At 70.9% G+C, this 16,117-nt stretch carries 16 protein-coding genes and 3 pseudogenes; 7 read left to right on the top strand and 12 right to left on the bottom strand.

What is annotated here, in order from left to right; translation table 11 throughout:
• Window positions 1-290: 290 nt before the first annotated feature.
• Window positions 291-2,078 carry an ABC transporter ATP-binding protein gene (locus DEJ46_RS09540; protein WP_150265190.1) on the top strand — a complete coding sequence of 596 codons (1,788 nt, stop codon included), beginning with the start codon at window positions 291-293 and terminating at the stop codon, window positions 2,076-2,078.
• 496 nt (window positions 2,079-2,574) lie between these two features.
• Here DEJ46_RS09540 and DEJ46_RS09535 read toward each other — a convergent pair whose 3' ends face one another.
• The 3 genes and pseudogenes from DEJ46_RS09535 to DEJ46_RS09525 all read right to left on the bottom strand — a co-directional run bounded on the left by DEJ46_RS09535 (window position 2,575) and on the right by DEJ46_RS09525 (window position 4,852).
• Entirely contained in the window at window positions 2,575-3,723 is a 1,149-nt protein-coding gene (locus DEJ46_RS09535; RefSeq protein WP_150274271.1) for a DUF418 domain-containing protein, read from the bottom strand.
• 251 nt (window positions 3,724-3,974) lie between these two features.
• Window positions 3,975-4,271 (bottom strand): annotated as a pseudogene (locus DEJ46_RS09530) (TerD family protein); the annotation flags it as partial.
• 53 nt (window positions 4,272-4,324) lie between these two features.
• Entirely contained in the window at window positions 4,325-4,852 is a 528-nt protein-coding gene (locus DEJ46_RS09525; protein WP_190622524.1) for a hypothetical protein, read from the bottom strand.
• A 324-nt stretch (window positions 4,853-5,176) separates the two neighbouring features.
• Here DEJ46_RS09525 and DEJ46_RS09520 point away from each other — a divergent pair, with 324 nt between their 5' ends.
• Window positions 5,177-5,857 (top strand): response regulator, encoded by a 681-nt coding sequence (locus DEJ46_RS09520; protein ID WP_150265186.1) that lies wholly within the window; start codon window positions 5,177-5,179, stop codon window positions 5,855-5,857.
• Entirely contained in the window at window positions 5,854-6,975 is a 1,122-nt protein-coding gene (locus tag DEJ46_RS09515) for a sensor histidine kinase (protein WP_150265184.1), read from the top strand. Before DEJ46_RS09520 ends, DEJ46_RS09515 begins: the two co-directional genes overlap by 4 nt.
• On the opposite strand, the gene DEJ46_RS39795 is transcribed toward DEJ46_RS09515, so the two are convergent.
• The 5 genes and pseudogenes from DEJ46_RS39795 to DEJ46_RS09490 form a co-directional block, all read right to left on the bottom strand.
• A complete protein-coding gene (locus DEJ46_RS39795) occupies window positions 6,949-7,482 on the bottom strand; it encodes a hypothetical protein (RefSeq protein WP_223834577.1) in 534 nt (177 codons plus the stop codon). The genes DEJ46_RS09515 and DEJ46_RS39795 overlap by 27 nt on opposite strands.
• Before the next feature lie 81 nt (window positions 7,483-7,563).
• Entirely contained in the window at window positions 7,564-8,430 is an 867-nt protein-coding gene (locus DEJ46_RS09505; protein WP_150265182.1) for an alpha/beta fold hydrolase, read from the bottom strand.
• A gap of 170 nt (window positions 8,431-8,600) precedes the next feature.
• The gene (locus DEJ46_RS09500) at window positions 8,601-9,605 is read right to left on the bottom strand and encodes an NADP-dependent oxidoreductase (protein ID WP_150265180.1); all 1,005 of its coding nucleotides are present in this window, start codon (window positions 9,603-9,605) and stop codon (window positions 8,601-8,603) included.
• Between the two features lie 355 nt (window positions 9,606-9,960).
• Window positions 9,961-10,110, bottom strand: a pseudogene (locus DEJ46_RS39790) (aldo/keto reductase); the annotation flags it as partial.
• A 56-nt stretch (window positions 10,111-10,166) separates the two neighbouring features.
• Window positions 10,167-10,859: an SDR family oxidoreductase gene (locus DEJ46_RS09490; RefSeq protein WP_150265179.1), complete on the bottom strand. Its 693-nt coding sequence runs from the start codon at window positions 10,857-10,859 to the stop codon at window positions 10,167-10,169.
• A 118-nt stretch (window positions 10,860-10,977) separates the two neighbouring features.
• Between DEJ46_RS09490 and DEJ46_RS09485 the strand changes: the two genes are divergently transcribed.
• A complete protein-coding gene (locus DEJ46_RS09485) occupies window positions 10,978-11,553 on the top strand; it encodes a TetR/AcrR family transcriptional regulator (protein ID WP_150265177.1) in 576 nt (191 codons plus the stop codon).
• 125 nt (window positions 11,554-11,678) lie between these two features.
• On the opposite strand, the gene DEJ46_RS09480 is transcribed toward DEJ46_RS09485, so the two are convergent.
• The 3 genes and pseudogenes from DEJ46_RS09480 to DEJ46_RS39785 all read right to left on the bottom strand — a co-directional run.
• On the bottom strand, window positions 11,679-12,128 hold the full coding sequence (locus tag DEJ46_RS09480; protein WP_150265175.1) for a TetR family transcriptional regulator: 450 nt from the start codon (window positions 12,126-12,128) through the stop codon (window positions 11,679-11,681).
• 106 nt (window positions 12,129-12,234) lie between these two features.
• On the bottom strand, window positions 12,235-13,047 hold the full coding sequence (modA, locus tag DEJ46_RS09475; protein WP_150274267.1) for a molybdate ABC transporter substrate-binding protein: 813 nt from the start codon (window positions 13,045-13,047) through the stop codon (window positions 12,235-12,237).
• Window positions 13,048-13,436: 389 nt separating this feature from the next.
• A pseudogene (locus DEJ46_RS39785) lies at window positions 13,437-13,634 on the bottom strand (molybdopterin-dependent oxidoreductase); the annotation flags it as partial.
• On the opposite strand from DEJ46_RS39785, the gene DEJ46_RS39080 reads away from it, so the two are divergent.
• The gene (locus DEJ46_RS39080) at window positions 13,540-13,743 is read left to right on the top strand and encodes a hypothetical protein (RefSeq protein WP_190622522.1); all 204 of its coding nucleotides are present in this window, start codon (window positions 13,540-13,542) and stop codon (window positions 13,741-13,743) included. The pseudogene DEJ46_RS39785 and the gene DEJ46_RS39080 overlap by 95 nt on opposite strands.
• Window positions 13,704-14,015, top strand: a complete 312-nt coding sequence (locus DEJ46_RS40885; RefSeq protein ID WP_411757733.1) for a PucR family transcriptional regulator — start codon at window positions 13,704-13,706, stop codon at window positions 14,013-14,015. The genes DEJ46_RS39080 and DEJ46_RS40885 overlap by 40 nt, the downstream gene beginning before the upstream one ends.
• Window positions 14,016-14,077: 62 nt before the next feature.
• Here the strand turns inward: DEJ46_RS40885 and DEJ46_RS09460 are convergent, their stop codons facing one another.
• A complete protein-coding gene (locus DEJ46_RS09460; protein WP_150265174.1) occupies window positions 14,078-14,476 on the bottom strand; it encodes a molybdopterin-binding protein in 399 nt (132 codons plus the stop codon).
• A 161-nt stretch (window positions 14,477-14,637) separates the two neighbouring features.
• Between DEJ46_RS09460 and DEJ46_RS09455 the strand changes: the two genes are divergently transcribed.
• On the top strand, window positions 14,638-16,098 hold the full coding sequence (locus DEJ46_RS09455) for a basic amino acid/polyamine antiporter (protein ID WP_150265172.1): 1,461 nt from the start codon (window positions 14,638-14,640) through the stop codon (window positions 16,096-16,098).
• The last annotated feature ends 19 nt before the right edge of the window (window positions 16,099-16,117 follow it).

Raw genomic sequence — 16,117 nt, 5'->3', positions numbered from 1 at the left:
GGAGCCGCAGGTGCCTGGCTCCGGCTCCGCCGACCCCGCCACCACCTTCGCCGGCGTCGTCTGTTCCAGTCACTGCGTGCGGGCGGCTCCAGCCACTTGGCGGGGGTCCGCCCGACGATCGACGGATGGCCGGAGAGACCTCTGGTCTTCCAGGCTGGGGCATGACACGCCACGCACGAGCAGGCGCTCGCCACCTCACACCGGCCACCGGCCGGGGCGGCTGATCAACACGACGTCACGGCTGTGATGCCCGCCTGCCGCAGCGGCAGAACACGTAGGAAAGGAATCTTGTGAACACCGCACCCGCCCCGGAGACGACGGGTGCCGAGTCGCATCGCGCCCGCGAGACGCTCACCGCCCTGTACGGGTATGTCCGCCCGCACCGGTGGACCGTCGTGCTCGGCCTGCTCCTGGCGCTCGCCGGGTCCGTCGGCGGGCTGCTGCAGCCGCTGGCCACGAAGGCGCTCGTCGACCGGCTCTCGTCCGGTGGCACGCTCGCCACCGTCCTGCTGGCGCTGACCGTGCTGGTGCTGCTGAGCACGGTGGCCGAGGCGTTCGGCGCCTACGTCCTGGAGCGGACGGCGGAGTCGGTGGTCCTGGCCGCCCGCCGCAGCCTCATCGGCCGGCTGCTGCGGCTGCGGCTCTCGGCGGTGGACCGGATGCAGCCGGGCGATCTGATGTCCCGGGTCACTTCCGACACCACGCTGCTGCGGGCCGTCAGCACCCAGGCGGTGGTCAACGCCGCGACCGGGGCGCTGACGCTGATCGCGGCGGTCGTGGTGATGGCGTTCCTGGACGCCGTCCTGCTCGGCGTCACCCTCGTCGTGGTCGCGGTCGTCGGGGCGGGCGCCGCCCTGGTGATGCCGAAGATCGGACAGGCCGCCGAGCGCTCCCAGGCCGCGGTCGGGGAGATGTCCACCGGCCTGGAGCGGGCCTTCGGCGCGTTCCGCACGGTGAAGGCGTCCGGCGCCGAGGAGCGGGAGACCGCCCGCGTCGAGGCGTCGGCCCGGCGGGCATGGCGCCACGGCGTGCGCGGCGCGAAGTGGGAGGCCCTGCTGGGCACCGCGGACAACCTCGCCGTCGAGCTGGCGTTCCTCGCGGTGCTCGCGGTCGGCGGAGCGCGGGTGGCGTCCGGCGACATCCCCGTCTCTACGCTGATCGCCTTCCTGCTGTACCTGTTCTACCTGATGGAGCCGGTGTACAAGCTGGTCGAGGCCGCCTCCGCGTACCAGGAGGGCGCGGCCGCGATCTCCCGGATCAAGGAGGTGGACCGTCTGGCGGCGGAGCCGCCGGCCACGTACGAGCCGGTGCGGACCGAGGTGCGTCCGGCGTCGGTCCGCTTCGAGGACGTGTCCTTCCGCTACGGGCCCGGGCTGCCGTGCATCCACCAGCAGGTGGACTTCGAGGTGCCGGGCGCCGGGATGACCGCCTTCGTCGGGCCTTCGGGCGCGGGCAAGTCGACGGTCTTCTCGCTCATCGAGCGGTTCTACGAGACGACCGGAGGGCGCATCCTGGTCGACGGCCAGGACATACGGCAGTGGCCGCTGTCCGAACTGCGGTCCGTCATCGGGTACGTGGAGCAGGATGCTCCGGTCCTGGCCGGCACGCTGCGGGAGAACCTGGTCTTCAGCGCGCCTGGCGCGACGGACGACGACATCCGCGCCGTCCTCGCCCGGACCAGGCTCGACACCCTCGTCGACCGTCTCCCGCACGGCCTGGACACCCTGGTCGGGCACCGCGGATCGAAGCTGTCCGGCGGTGAGCGCCAGCGCGTCGCGATCGCCCGCGCACTGCTGCGCAGGCCCCGGCTGCTGCTCCTGGACGAGGCGACCTCTCAGCTCGACGCGGTCAACGAGCTGGCACTGCGGGACGTCATCGCCGAGACGGCACGCGAGACCACCGTCCTGGTGGTGGCGCACCGCCTGTCCACGGTGACGGACGCCGACCGCATCGTCGTCATGGACGCCGGCACGGTCCGTGCGATCGGCACCCATAGGGAACTGGTGGACGGGGACGAGCTGTACGCACAGCTGGCAGCGACCCAGCTCCTGATCCCGGCCGAGCGCCCCGCCGTGTGAGTGGAGTGCTCCGCAGGGCTGCCCCGCCATGCGGTGGATGCAGCCCTGCCAGGGGGCGGAGTGGCGCCGGACAGCAGTCGGGTACCGGCGCACCATACGGCGCGTGAGGCTGAGGACAGCGCCGCGCGTCACCGCGCGGTTCGCTCCTGCACGCCCTCTGTCCGCCACCTCACCTGGAGCCCCATGCCCGTCCTCATGGCCAAGGGCCGGCGGGTCCCGCTGAACAGGGCGGACGGCCGCCCGCTCGACCTGATGCGGGTGGCCATCGGCTGGCGGTCCGCCAAGAAGCGCGCTCCACGGGACGTCGTGAGCCCGGCCGGAGCGCCGCCCTGTCCGACCCTAAGATCCACCGTCCGTGGACGGCGGCGCCGAGCGCTCCCGTCCAAGCCGCTCGGGCCTGTCTCAGCCGTTCGGCGGGGTGCGGAACCGGACGGCCGATGTGAGCGGGCCGTCGGAGCCGGGGCGGGCCGTGAAGGACTGCCCGCCCCGGCCGGCGTCATCGGACGTGCTTCGCCGGCTTGGTGGCGGCGTTGAGCAACGCCTCCAGCGGTCCCCGGCGGAAGAAGCGGGACCAGCCCGCGGCGAACACGATCGCCCCGAGGACGAACGTGAGCACGGGGATCCAGGACGTCTGGGTGCTTTCGCCGGCCGATACGCCGAGCATGGACTGGGCGAGGAAGTGGCCGACGTAGGCCGTCAGGGACATGGTGCCCACGGCGATGACGGGCTTCGCGAGGCTGCGCAGGCGCGGCAGGCGGTCCATGAGCACCGTCGCACCGACGATCACGAGGATGGCGACGCCGACGCTGCCGATGATGTCGAAGGTGGTGCCGCTGTGCGGCCCGGCGGACAGCAGTTCCGAGGCCGCCCGCCGGGGGGCCTCGAAGGATCCGCTGCCGAAGGACGACTCCTTCTCGAACCCGGCGGACGACTTCCCGCCCTCCGCCGTGCTGCGCAGAGCGTCCTTGCCCGCCAGGAGCAGGGACAGGCCGTACGCGCCGACGGTCAGGGCGGCGCCGAGCGCGGCCAGGCGCCGCTGGACGGAGTCGGCCGAGAGGTCCAGGCGGGCCAGTGCCATGCCGGCGACGACGAACGACATCCAGGTGATCGTCGGGTAGAAGCCGGTGAGCAGCAGGTCGAGGACGCCGACCTCGCTGATCTTCTTGAGCGGGTCGTAGGCGTCGATCGTCTGCTGGACGGACTCGCTGAGCTGCGAGTTCAGGATGAACGCCAGCTGGGGTGTGACGAGCGCGAGCCCGGCCGCGGTGATCGCCAGTGCCTTGGCGGACAGCCGTAGCAGGGGCAGGGCGAGGAGGAAGTAGACGCCGTAGAAGCCGAGGATGATCACGCCCCCGTATTCCATCGCCAGCACGCTGCCCAGGGCCAGCAGGACCACGGCGCGGATCGCGATCCGGGCTTTCGCCTGTCGGCCCGCCAGGCCGGTCTTCGGCTCACGACGGCCGGCGATCAGCATCAGCGAGAACCCGGCGAGGGTGGCGAACAGGACCGACGAGTGCCCGTCGGCCAGATACCGGACCCAGGTGCCGACGCCGTGCGTGGACGAGAGCACCGGGCCGATGTGGACGATGTACATGCCGAACACCGCCAGTGCGCGGGCCAGGTCCACGCCGACCAGGCGTCCCATCGAGGGGCCGCCCGAGGATTTCCCGGCGGAGTCGGGCGAGGCTGCGGGCACGCGAGACGCGTTCTCCCGTGGAGCTGACGTCGCCTGCGGCGGCTGTATCTGTGTCATACGAGGAATCTCCCGGGGCTACAGGGGAGCGGACCATCCGGCAGGCTTCGGCGGCACCCCCGCCGACCGGCCGGGACCACCCCGCCGACCGGCGGGCCAGGGCGGACGGGATCAGAGGTGGCGGTCGATGGCGGGCAGGAGGTCTTCGCCATGATCTGGGCGGTGTGGCGGCCACCGCCGGACAGGGCGCACCGGGCGAGTTCGACCCCCGTCGATTCGTCCACCAAGCGGCGGTAGGCGTTCTCGACCTCGTCGAAGGTCGCGCCGGTGAAGCAGTTCACGGTGAAGACGATCTGGTCCGCTTCCGCCGGCATCCGAGTGAAGTCGACCGTGATGGCCTCGTCGTCCCCCGGTCCGTCTCCGCCGGTGCGGTTGTCGCCGGAGTGCTTCACGGCACCGAAGATGCCGGTCCGGTGCTGGAAGGAGACGACCTCCACCGGAGTGGATCAGCGGCCGGCTCGACGCGAGGTGAGACCGCGCGGACCGACCGGTTCTACTTGATGAGGGCGTTGGCCACGACGACCACGAGTCCGAGCAGCGCGTCCACCATGCCGATCCGCAGGGCAGAAGCCCAGGTGCGGCCCGCTGCGCGGGCCGCGAGCAGGCCCCAGGCGAACAGCAGGACCACGTTCACGGCGAAGACCACGTACTCGACGCCCTCCGAGGGCCACCATCCCCAGGCCGCGCCGAGCAGCAGGAACAGCGTCGGTGCCGTCGCCGCCACCAGTGGCCACTCGGACAGCAGCATCCGTACCCCGGCGCGTACGCCGTGGTGGGTCCGGTCGCCGCGCAGGGCGATCAGGTGGGCGTAGCCGTGCGCCAGGGCCGAGGCGACGGCCGTGACCAGGAGCCACTGGGCGCTGGTGAACCGGTCGGCCGCCGCCGTCTCCCCCTGCTCCGACAGGGCAGCCACCATGGAGCTGGCCAGCACCGCCCCGTACACGCCCCCGAACAGCACGTGGGGACGCGCGGCGAGGCGGCGCAGGGCACGGACGGACTGACGCAGGTATGAGCCGGGCATGGCGGGACGGTCCTCGAAACGGTACGGGCATCGGCTGCGGCCCTCGGACTCGGCGCGGGGCCACGGACCGATCCCACGGTACGAGCACGGCGGGCGCCATCCGCCGAGCCTCGCCCTCCGGCCTGCCGACCGGCGGGAGCGCACCCCCCGAACGGTTGGAGCCGACCCGCCGGGTGTCCACGGTCCTTGGGTGATCACGCCACCACGTACCCTGCCGGACGTACGGTCGACGTCAGGCGGACCCGTACGAGCACGCGAAGCCCCCGGGTCTACGGGTCGCCGAGCAGCGGGACAGCGCGGACGAGAGTGTGAGGCGGGACGCCGGTGATCCGGGTAGTGGTGGTGGACGACGAGGCCCTGGTGCGGTCCGGTTTCCAGATGATCCTGAACGCGTCCGACGGCATCGAGGTCGTGGCGACAGCGGCAGGGGCGCAGGCGGCCGACGTGGTCCGGCGCGAGTTGCCGGACGTCGTGCTCCTCGACATCCGCATGCCGGACGTGGACGGTCTGACCGTGCTGCGGCAGATCCAGACGCTGCCCGAACCGCCGCACGTGGCCATGCTGACCACCTTCGACACCGACGAGTACATCCTCACCGCCCTGCGCTCGGGAGCCTCCGGCTTCCTCCTCAAGGACACCGAGCCCGAACAGCTCGCCCAGCTGGTCCGCACCCTGGCCGCGGGCGGCATCGTCATGTCGCCGAAGGCATCACGCGCGCTGCTCCGCAGCCACCCGGGGGCCGGAGCACCCCAGGACTCGGACGTCGCACGCGTCGGCCTCCTCAGTGATCGGGAACGCAACGTCCTCGTCCTGGTCGCCGAAGGACTCTCCAACGCCGACATCGGCACCCGCATCCACCTGAGCGCGGGCACCGTCAAGGACCACGTCAGCTCGATCCTGACCAAGCTGCGGGTCACCAGCCGTGTCCGGGCGGCACTGCTCGCCGAGCGCGCAGGACTGCTCACCCACGACGACGACAACACGGCAGGGGACAAAGGACGATGAGCGCGGGCCGGGCATGGTGGCGGCCCGTACCGCCCTGGGCCGTCGACACGGGGCTCGTGATGCTGGCCGCACTCGACGCCTGGATCAACCTCCTGGGCGAGGGCACCCCTGTGATGTGGGCCTGCGCCGCCGTGGGCTCCGCCGGCCTGTTTCTCCGCAGGCGCTTCCCGCTGACCGTCTTCCTGCTGACCCTGCCCATGACCCTGTTCATGGACGTCGCGGTCGCCCCGATCGCCGCCCTGTACACACTGGCCGCGTCCACCCGCAGCCGCCCGTTGCTCGCCGGCTGCGCGCTGCTGAACGCCGCTGCGGGCACGCTCGCCTGGCCGCTGTCCGACGCGTTCGACGGGGACCGGACCTGGACACTCGTCCAGTTCGTCTACACCCTGGCCACGGCCTTCGCCCCCGTCCTGTTCGGCCAACTCGTGCAGGCCAGGCACGACGTGGCCCGCCAGCTCGTCGAGGTCGAGGAGGCCCGGGAACACGAACGCGCCCTCTACGCCCAGACCGTCCTCGCCCGCGAACGTGCCCAGCTGGCCCGCGAGATGCACGACGTCGTCTCCCACCAGGTCAGCCTCATCGCCGTCCAGGCCGGAGCCCTGCAGATGGCCGCCAAGGACCCCGACGCCCGCGAGGCCGCGCGCACCATCCGCACCCTGAGCGCGAACACCCTTGACGAACTCCGCCACATGGTCACCCTGCTCCGCGCCTCCGGCGGCAAGGCGACCGAACTCACCCCCCAGCCCACCCTCGCCGACCTCCAGCAGCTCATCGCCAACAGCGGCATCGAGACCACCCTGACCGGAGAGCTTCCTCCCGGCATCAGCACCACCGCCCAGCGCACCGTCTACCGCACGGTCCAGGAAGCCCTCACCAATGTACGCAAGCACGCCCCCGGAGCCCGCGCCGAGGTACGCCTCCGGCACGACGCGCACCACTTCGGCGTCACCGTCACCAACACCGCCCCCAGCCGCCCGACCGTCGCCCTGCCCAGCGCCCGCCACGGCCTCATCGGCCTGAGAGAACGCGCCGAACTGCTCGACGGCACCCTCACCGCCGAACCCACCCCAGAAGGCGGTTACAAGATCGAACTACGAGCCCCCACCCGGTCCGACTGAACACAATTCGCCCGAGGCAGCCGGCGCCAGTTCTCGCAATGCCTCAAGCAGGGACCTTTCGGCCGAGGCGCTGGCGATGATGCGAGAGCCTGTGGGACGGGCTCGCCTCGCAGCCGGGAGAGCACCGCACTCCAGGGCGGCATCCGTGATCCGGGGAGTGATCACCGCCGCAGCGGTACTCAGGGTGCGGCGGAACACGTTGATCTCGTCGGCGTGGGCCAGCTTCGTCTGCTTACGCCCTTTCAGGGGCGCAAGCGCCGATCGGAAGGTGACCTCGGAGGCGCCGTCGATCTTCCGGTCCGCCGGGATCGAGGTCTGCACCCCGTCGGTCGCCGGCCACCGGCCCGGGTTGTGCTCGGCGAGGTGGATCTGTCGGTACTCCTCCAGGCCCGGGGTGGCGGAGATGATCCCTGAGTGCGGTCCCTTCCAGTGATCCATGCCGGTCTGACGGGGCTGGTCGGTGCGTACCCGGAGCAGGATCGAGGAAGTGAGGTGCTTCTTCTCCACGCCCGGCTGAGCGGCGGACGATGAGGCGCTCCTGGTGCTGCTCTTCTCGCCGACACGTGCAGTGGTGGAGTTCGCCAGAGGTCAACGGGCGAGGAACTCGACCGCGAGGGGGGCGAACTGCTGGTGGTGCTGGAAGATGCCGCCGTGGCCGGAGTCGGGGTAGATGATCAGCTCGCTGTCCTTGATGCGTCGGTGCAGGTCCTCGGAGAGGACCGAAGGCACCATGCGGTCGTTGTCGCCATTGGCGATCAGGGTGGGCTGGGCGAGCTGCGACAGGTCGTCGGGGGTGGAGCGCCCCCATTTCTTGATCGCCTTCAGCTGCGTCCGGAACGCTTTGATCTTGATCTTCGCATCGCGGCCGGCAGTGCGCTCTTCGAGCCGGTTGACGAACGCGCGCGCGGCGAGCTTGCCGGTGGTGTTGCGGTTGAAGAACAGGAATTCCTTGGGGTCCAGCCGGGTCAGGGTGGCGCGCAGCATGTCCTGGTACGTGATGGCGGCGACCTTGTCGATGTCCTTGCCGCCCTTGGGTCCTGTGCCGGTGAGAACGAGTCTGCGGACGAGCTCGGGGTGCTTCACCACCAGGGCCTGGGCGATGAAGCCACCGAGGGAGAAGGAGAAGACGTCGATCCTGTCGAAGCCGAGCGCCGTGACGAAGGTGTAGGCGTCATCAGCCATCGCCTCGATGCTGTCCGGCACCTGGCCCGTGGAGGCCCCGACACCGCGCTGGTCGAAGGCGATGACGTGACGGCCCTTCGCGAGGGGGTCGACGATGCGCGGGTCCCAGTTGTCCAGGGTCGCGGCGAGGTGCACGAAGAACACGACGGGGACGCCGCCCTTGGGTCCCAGCTCGCGGAAAGCGTAGGTGACCTCGCCGGCGGTGACGGTGCGGGTCGGGGCGTGGGCGTACGAGGTGATGACGGGTTCGTTCGGGGTGCCGGTGCTGCTCATGATGGTTTCTCCCGGTGTGTTTCTGGTCGCCCGCCGCGGGGTGGCGGCGGGTCCGCCGGGGCTGATGACGGCCCTGCCGAAGCCGGCGCCAGCCCCGTGACCAGGCGCATCACGCCTTGCCCGGCATGGACGGTGAGCTGGTGGAGCTGGTCGGTGCCGGCGGGTCTGCCCTACGTCATGGAGACGACGACCTTGCCGGCCTTCGCCCGGCCCTTCTCGACGTACTCCATGGCGTGGAGGGTGTCGACGAACGGGAAGACGGTGTCGACGACGGGGCGGATCTTCCCGGAGTCGAGGAGCGGTGCGAGTTCGCGCAGTTGGCCACCGCTGGCCTTCATGAACAGGAAGGAGTACGTCACACCGAGACGCTTCGCCCGGCGCCGGGTCTTGGCGCTGAGGGCGGTGATGGCCAGACGCAGGACCGGGTTCGAGCCGAGTTCGCGGGCGGTGGCCGGGTCGGGCGGGCCCGCGACGGAGATAGCCAGGCCGCCGGGCTTGAGAACGCGCAGGGACTTGGCGAGGATCTCGCCGCCGAGGCTGTCGAGGACGACGTCGTAGCCGTCGAGGATCTCCTCGAAGTTCTGCGTGCGGTAGTCGACGACGACGTCCGCGCCGAGGTCCTTCACCAGGTCGACCTTGGCGGTACTCACGGTGGTGGCCACATGAGCGCCCAGCGCCTTGGCCAGCTGGACGGCGAAGGAGCCGAGACCCCCGGCGCCCGCGTGGACGAGGACCTTCTGGCCCGGCTGTACGCGGGCGCGCTCGACCAGTGCCTGCCATGCGGTCAGGGCGACCAGGGGCAGGGAAGCGGCCTCGGTCATGGTGAGGGTGACGGGTTTGGGCGCCAGGTCGTCCTGGTGGACTGCGAGGAGTTCGGCGAAGGTGCCGATGCGGTCCTTGTCGGGCCGGGCGTAGACCTCGTCACCCACCGCGAAGCGGGTGACGGAGGACCCGACCTGCAGGACCTCTCCGGCGAGGTCGTTGCCCAGGACGAGGGGGAGACGGTAGGGCAGGACCGCCTTGAAGTCCCCGTTGCGGATCCTGAGGTCCAGCGGGTTGACGCTCGCCGCGTGGATCTTGACCAGGACGTCGTCGGCGCCCACCTGCGGGTCGGGCATTTCGGCGGCGCGCATCCCCGCCTGGCCGCCGTACTTCTCGACCATGAAGGCCCTCATCGTCGTCTCCGTTCCGTGTCCCGTCCCTGGAAGGGGCCGGGATCTGTGCTCGCCCCGGGCTTCTCCCGGTACGAGATAGTTCGTGTTGTCTTCCTGGCTGCGGCTGGGCGCACCGCGTCCTCAGTGGCGTTCACCCGTCAGGCCACCGGCACGTCAGGGGCGGTGACGCGGTCGGCCGAGCCTCCCTGGAGGCCGTCCAGGGAGGCGCCGATCCCTTCGTGGGGCGCGCCGAGCGGCACCGCGCTGACCTCGGGCAGTCGGGTGTACTGCGGCGCGCTCGCGCACCCGGGCCACCGCCGCCTGGGCGGGTGTCACGCCGGTCTCCCCCACCAGGTCGTCGAGCCCGCGCAGGAGTTGTGCCGCCGGCCTCGGCGAACCGGTCGAAGATCCGGCGTGCCTCGTCCGGCTCGGCGCCCGCGCCCCAGCCGGTGCCGAAGTCCGCGGTGCCGAGCGCGTACTCGGACACGCGCAGTCCGGTCAGGCGCCCGAAGGTCGTACAACGCATGAAAGGTCCTTGCGCGAGGGGTGGGAAGGGGGCGCGCCGCGGTGGCGGGGTGAGCGTCAGCCTGCGTTCGGCTGGGGCGCCGCGGACAGGCTCTGCTTGACGTACCGGCTGGTCTCGTCGGCGAGGATCTCGGGCAGGCCGGTCTCGATGCCGTACAGGGCCTGGGCCGCGACGTCGGCGGCGGCGACCTTCTGGTCGGCGGGCACGCCGGCGGCCATGTCGGTGTCCATGTAGCCGACGTGCAGCGCCGAGACGGCGATGCCCCGGGGCGCCAGCTCGTCGCGGGTCGCGTCACTCAGTGCCCAGGCGGCGGCCTTGGATGCGGCGTAGGAGCCGAGGGCGGCAGGGTGGAACCAGGACAGGGCGGACAGGACGTTGAGTACGGCGCCGCCGCCGTTGCCCTCGATGACGGGGGCGAAGGCGCGGGTCGCGGCGAGCGGGCCGTAGAAGTTGGTCTCCATCTCCCGGCGCACCTCATCGGTGTCGCCTTCGATCAGCGTCGCGCCGGTGGAGATGCCCGCGTTGTTGATCAGCAGGGTCGCGTCCGACGCGATGCGGGCGGCCTCCCGTATCGACGCCTCGTCCGTCACGTCGAGGCGCAGCGGGACGGTGCCCGGCACATCGACCGTCTCGGGGCGGCGGGCCGCCGCGTACACCTTCGCGCCGCGCTCCACGAGCTGGGCGGCCAGGTGCCGCCCGAGGCCCCGGTTGGCGCCGGTGACGACCGCGACCGCGTTCTTCAGTTCCATGCCTGCTCCTGGTCTTCGGCGGGCGCCGTCGAGTCGCACGCCCCATGTTTAGATTACGAACCCAATCTAAACATGGGGATACGATAGATGCCAGTCGACATCCAAATGGGAGGTGGCCATGGGCCGCGTATCGCAGGCGCAGGCGCAGGAGAACCGCAGGCGGGTGGTGGACACCGCCTCCCGGCTGTTCCGGGAGCAGGGCACCCAGGTGAGCGTCGCCGACCTCATGAAGGCGGCCGGCCTGACCCACGGCGGCTTCTACAAGCAGTTCGCCTCCAAGGAGGCGCTCGTCGACGAGGCGACCGCCCACGCCTTCGCCGAGCTCGCCCGGCGCCATACGGCCGGGCTCGAGCAGTACGACGGGCGGCGGGATACCGCTCAGCGGGCCCTGATCGACGCCTACCTCTCCGTCGAGCACCGTGACGACCCGGCGGGCGGCTGCCCGGTCGCGGCCCTCGCCGTCGACGTCGCACGCGGAGATGAGGACTGCGAGGCCCGTCGCACCTACACCGAGGGGGTGGCCGACTTTGCCGCGTTCCTCGCCCCGGTCGGGGCCGCCGGGAAGGGCGAGGACGGCATCGCCCGGCTGTGCACCTTGTTCGGTGCGCTGGTGCTGTCCCGGGCCACCGCGGGTTCCCCACTCTCCGAGGAGATCCTCGCCGCCGCGCACGCGGCCCTGACGGAAGCCGGCTGACCGGGGTCAAAGCCCCTGGCACCGTGCGGCGTGTGCGCGCCGGTCGCACCCGCAGTCGAACACTTCGGGCACCGCGAGGGGCTGTGATCACCCCCCGGCCGGCGGTGGCGCTGCCAGTCGGAGCGTCACCGGCGCCGGCGCGGCAGTACGACCACCGGCTGGTCCCGGATGTCACGCGGGACCTCGTCGACGCTCGCGGTCGCGTTCACGCTCGCGGCCCGCGCGAGGAAGAGTACGGCGGACGCGACGCGCGCCAGCGTCGCGACATCGCTCTCGTTGAGCCGCCCGGCACGGCCCATGTGGGCGATGGCCTCCTCGGTGCGCGCGGTGACCGCCAGGGCCTGCTGGTGACGGGGCTCAGTGGGGTCACCGAAGACCATCTCGCGCTCGCCCTTGGTCTTGGCGGCCAGGAACAACGTGGCAGTGCCGATGTCGGCCTCGTCGGCGATCTGCTGGTTGGTGACCTCGTCGACGCCGCGATCGGCAAACGGCTCACGGGTCGCGGCGGAGATGCGGTCGAGCTCGACCTGCTTGTTCCGCTCGTGCCGGCCGGCCGACTGGGGAGCAGGTGGCATGAGGGCCTTTCAGGGGTGGTCCGGAATCATGTCGCCGGGCGGGAAGTCGGGGGGCTGCCCGTTCCCCCGATCCGGGCAGTCCCTCGCGATCATTGGCTCCGGGCGGTCACGGCTTCTGGAAGCCGGCGTCCTGGAGGATCTTCTGGCCCTCGGGGGAGGACAGCCAGGTGACGAAGGCGGTGGCGGCCTCCGTGTTCTTCGAGTCCTTCAGGGTGGCCGCGGGGTACTGGGCGATGGCGTTCTGGGTGTCGGGGATCTCGACGGCGTCGACCTTGTCCTTGGCGCTGTCGGCGTCGGTCTTGTAGACGAGGCCGGCGTCGGCCTCGCCCAGTTCGACCTTGCTGAGCACGGCGCGGACGCTGGGCTCCTGGGAGACCGGCTTCACCGTGATCTCCTGGGCGTCGAGGATCTTCTTGCTGTACTTGCCGGCCGGTACCTCGGGGGCGGCGAGGACCACCTTGAGCTTGGTGTCCGCGAGGTCCTCCAGGGCATCGATCTTGAACGGGTTGCCCTCGCCGGTGGCGATGACCAGGCGGTTCTTCGCGATGACCGTCGGCGTGCCGGTGTCGGCCTTGACCTTGTCCATGCTCTTGGTGTCGGCCGTGACCAGGACGTCGGCGGGCGAACCCTGCGAGACCTGGGCGACCAGCTCCTGCGAGCCCGCGAAGGAGAAGGTGATCTCCGTGCCGGGGTGGGCCTTCTCGTACGCGGCCCCCGCCGTCTTGAAGACGTTGGTGAGCGAGGCGGCGGCGAGGACCGTCAGATTCGCCTTGGGTACCGCGCTCGCGGAGCCGGAGGCGGGGGAGCCGTTGGTGTCCTTCTTGGTGTCGTCCTCCGACGAGCAGGCCGCGAGCGGGACGAGGAGGGCGGCGGTGAGGACGGACGCGGCCGTACGGCGTCTGGTGGCGGTGAGGAACACGAGGGTCTGAACTCCTTGAGGAGGAACGGAAGGTGCGGTGCGAGGCCGGCCGCGCCGACGGCCGAGGTCTCTCGGTACTCCGTGAGGGGTCAGGTGCGCTCGATGTGCACGCCGGTCGACTTCACGCGGGCGGTGGCCCGCATGCCGACTTCCAGTCCCCGCCCGATCACACGCCGGCCGCTCTCGTCGCGATGGGTCGCGACCCGGTCGGTCTCCCGGCCCGGTCGAGGGTGTGGGACTGCATATGCGACACGGTAGGGCGCTTTCGTGCTCATCTGCAACAACGTAGTGCGAGTCTCCATGGTGAATGCGAGGGGGTTGGAGGAAGGGATGAGGGGGACTGTCCGGCGGTCTCGGTCCTTGGACTGTGGGGTTCCGGGGAGTCGGTGCGCGCCGATCCAGATCCCGGTCACCGCGCTGACACAGCGGGCGCCGCAGCGGTCGGAGGGGACGACGAGCTGGGCGCCGGCCGTGTCGAGGTCCGCGTCGTCCATGCGGGTCGCGAGCGGCACGGGGGCGTTGCCGAAGTCCCCGTCGATCTCCGCCCACGACAGGACGGCGTGGTGCCCGTCGCCGCCGCTGGTCGCCGTCGGCACCGCCGAGTTCGGCAACGGCACCACCACCGTCCACAAACCCGGTGTCGTGCGTGCCCTCGCGTGGCCGGAGTCGACGACCTCGACGGGCTGGGCAAGCTGATGGCCTGCATCCCCGTCGACGTACGGAACGTGTACCGCGATACGGTCCTCGGACCGCTCCTCGGCGCCGGCCGAGGGCCGGGCACGATGCTCATGGAGACCTTGGAGGTCTTCCTGGCGCACGACTGCTCGTGGGCGAGGACCGCCGAGGCCCTCCACGTCCACGTCAACACGGTCCACTACCGCGTCGAACGCATCGAGACCCTCACCGGCCGGGACCTGTCGCGGCTCGAGCACAAGGCGGACCTGCGAGCGGCGCTGCTCTGCCACTGACGGGCACTGCTCTGCCACTGACGGCACTGCTCTGCCACTGACGACCCACGCGCCCGAAGCGGTCAGGGCAGGTCGATGTGCACGCTCGTCGACTTCACCCGGGCGGTCACCGTGACCCCGACATCGAGCCCCAGCTCCTCCACGGCCTCACGCGTCACCAGCGAGACCAGCCGGTGCGGGCCCGCCTGGACCTCCACCTGGGCGGCCACGTCGTCGACCCGTACCCCCGTGACGATCCCCACGAAGGAGTTCCGGACGGACGTGGGCACGTCGTCCTCCGGGACGGCATGGAATCCGGCGCCCCGCTCCCGCGCGAAGCCGGCCAGGGCCGCGCCGTCGATCACCCGCTTGCCGGAGCCGTCCCGCTCCATGGCCAACTTGCCGCCGTCCGCCCACCGGCGGACGGTCTCCGAACTCACTCCGAGCAGCTGCGCTGCCTGCCCAATGCTGTATGACGGCACCGTCGCACTCTAGGCCACCCACCGAACGCTCCCATTGACCGGCGTGCGGGCGGTACGGCCGACTCCCGCAGGACAAACGGTTCGGATACGCATAAGTTCGGAGATCATGAGGCGGGCCGATGCCGGTGCCGCAGCGTTCGAGCGCTTCGACGAGGAACGACATGGCCCGAGCCGACACTCACGACGACACCGGAGCGGCGCCGTCGGCACCGACCGCGAAACTCACCCTGCTGACGCTCACCGCGATGGTCGTCGGCTCCATGGTGGGTGCCGGAGTGTTCTCACTGCCACGGCGTTTCGCGCAGGAGACCGGTGTCGCGGGCGCGCTGATCGCCTGGACGGTGGCGGGTCTCGGCATGCTGATGCTCGCCTTCGTCTTCCAGGCCCTCGCCGTGCGCCGGCCGGACCTGGACGCGGGCGTCTACGCGTACGCCAAGGCCGGCTTCGGGGAGTATTTGGGCTTCTTCTCCGCCTTCGGGTACTGGGCGAGCGCGTGCGTCGGCAACGTGACGTACTGGGTGCTCATCATGTCGACGGTCGGCGCCATCGCGCCCGCCCTCGGTGACGGGGACACCGCCCTCGCCATCATCCTGTCGTCCGTCGGACTGTGGGGCTTCTTCCTCCTCATCCGCCGAGGCGTGAAGGAGGCGACGGCGATCAACAGGATCGTGACCGTCGCCAAACTCGTCCCCATCATCGTCTTCGTCATCCTGGCCCTCTTCTACTTCGAGCCGTCCGTGTTCGCCGACAACTTCGGCGGCGAGGACTACGCCGGCTCACTCTTCAACCAGGTCCGCGGCACCATGCTGGCCACCGTGTTCGTCTTCCTCGGCGTGGAGGGAGCCAGCGTCTACTCCCGCCACGCCAAGCGTCGGGAGGACGTCGGGCGGGCGACCCTGCTCGGATTCCTCAGCGTCTTCGCGATCTTCGCCTCCGTCACCATCGTGTCGTACGGCATCCTGCCCATGAGCGAGATCGCCGAGCTCCGCCAGCCCTCCATGGCCGGCGTCCTGGAGGCGGCGGTCGGCACCTGGGGCAAGGCCTTCGTGAGCGTCGGCCTCATCATCTCCGTCCTGGGCGCCTACCTTGCCTGGTCCCTCATGGCGGCGGAGGTCCTGTTCGTCGCAGCCAAGGACGAGGACATGCCCCGCTTCCTCGGGCGGTCGAGCGGGGACGACGTACCCGTCCCGGCCCTGCTCATGACGACGGCCCTCAGCCAGGTCGTCCTGGTCGTCACGGCCTTCTCCGACGACGCGTTCGGCTTCGCCCTCGACCTGACCAGCGCCCTGAGCCTGATCCCGTTCCTGCTGGCCGCGGCCTTCGCCGTGAAGATCGCCCTGCGGCCCCAGCAGGAGAGAGTCGTGGGGCGGAGCACCCGGTGGGAACTCGTCGTCGCCGTCCTCGCGACCGTCTACACGGCGTTCCTCCTCTTCGCGGCCGGGCTCAAGTTCGTCCTCGTCTCCTTCATCATCTACGCCCCGGCCACCTTCCTGTTCGTCAAGGCCCGCCGGGAACAGAACCGGCGCCTGTTCTCCCCGAAGGAGGCCCTCATCTGCGCCGTCTCCGTCGTGGGGGCCGTCGTCGGCATCGTCGCCCTGGCCGTCGGCTGGATCGAACTGTGACCTGCCGGGCCCCCGCCCG

The organism is Streptomyces venezuelae (assembly GCF_008642375.1).
GTDB lineage: Bacteria > Actinomycetota > Actinomycetes > Streptomycetales > Streptomycetaceae > Streptomyces > Streptomyces venezuelae_G.
Note: the sequence above shows the minus strand (reverse complement) of the source record. Positions and strands in the feature narration are given on the sequence as shown.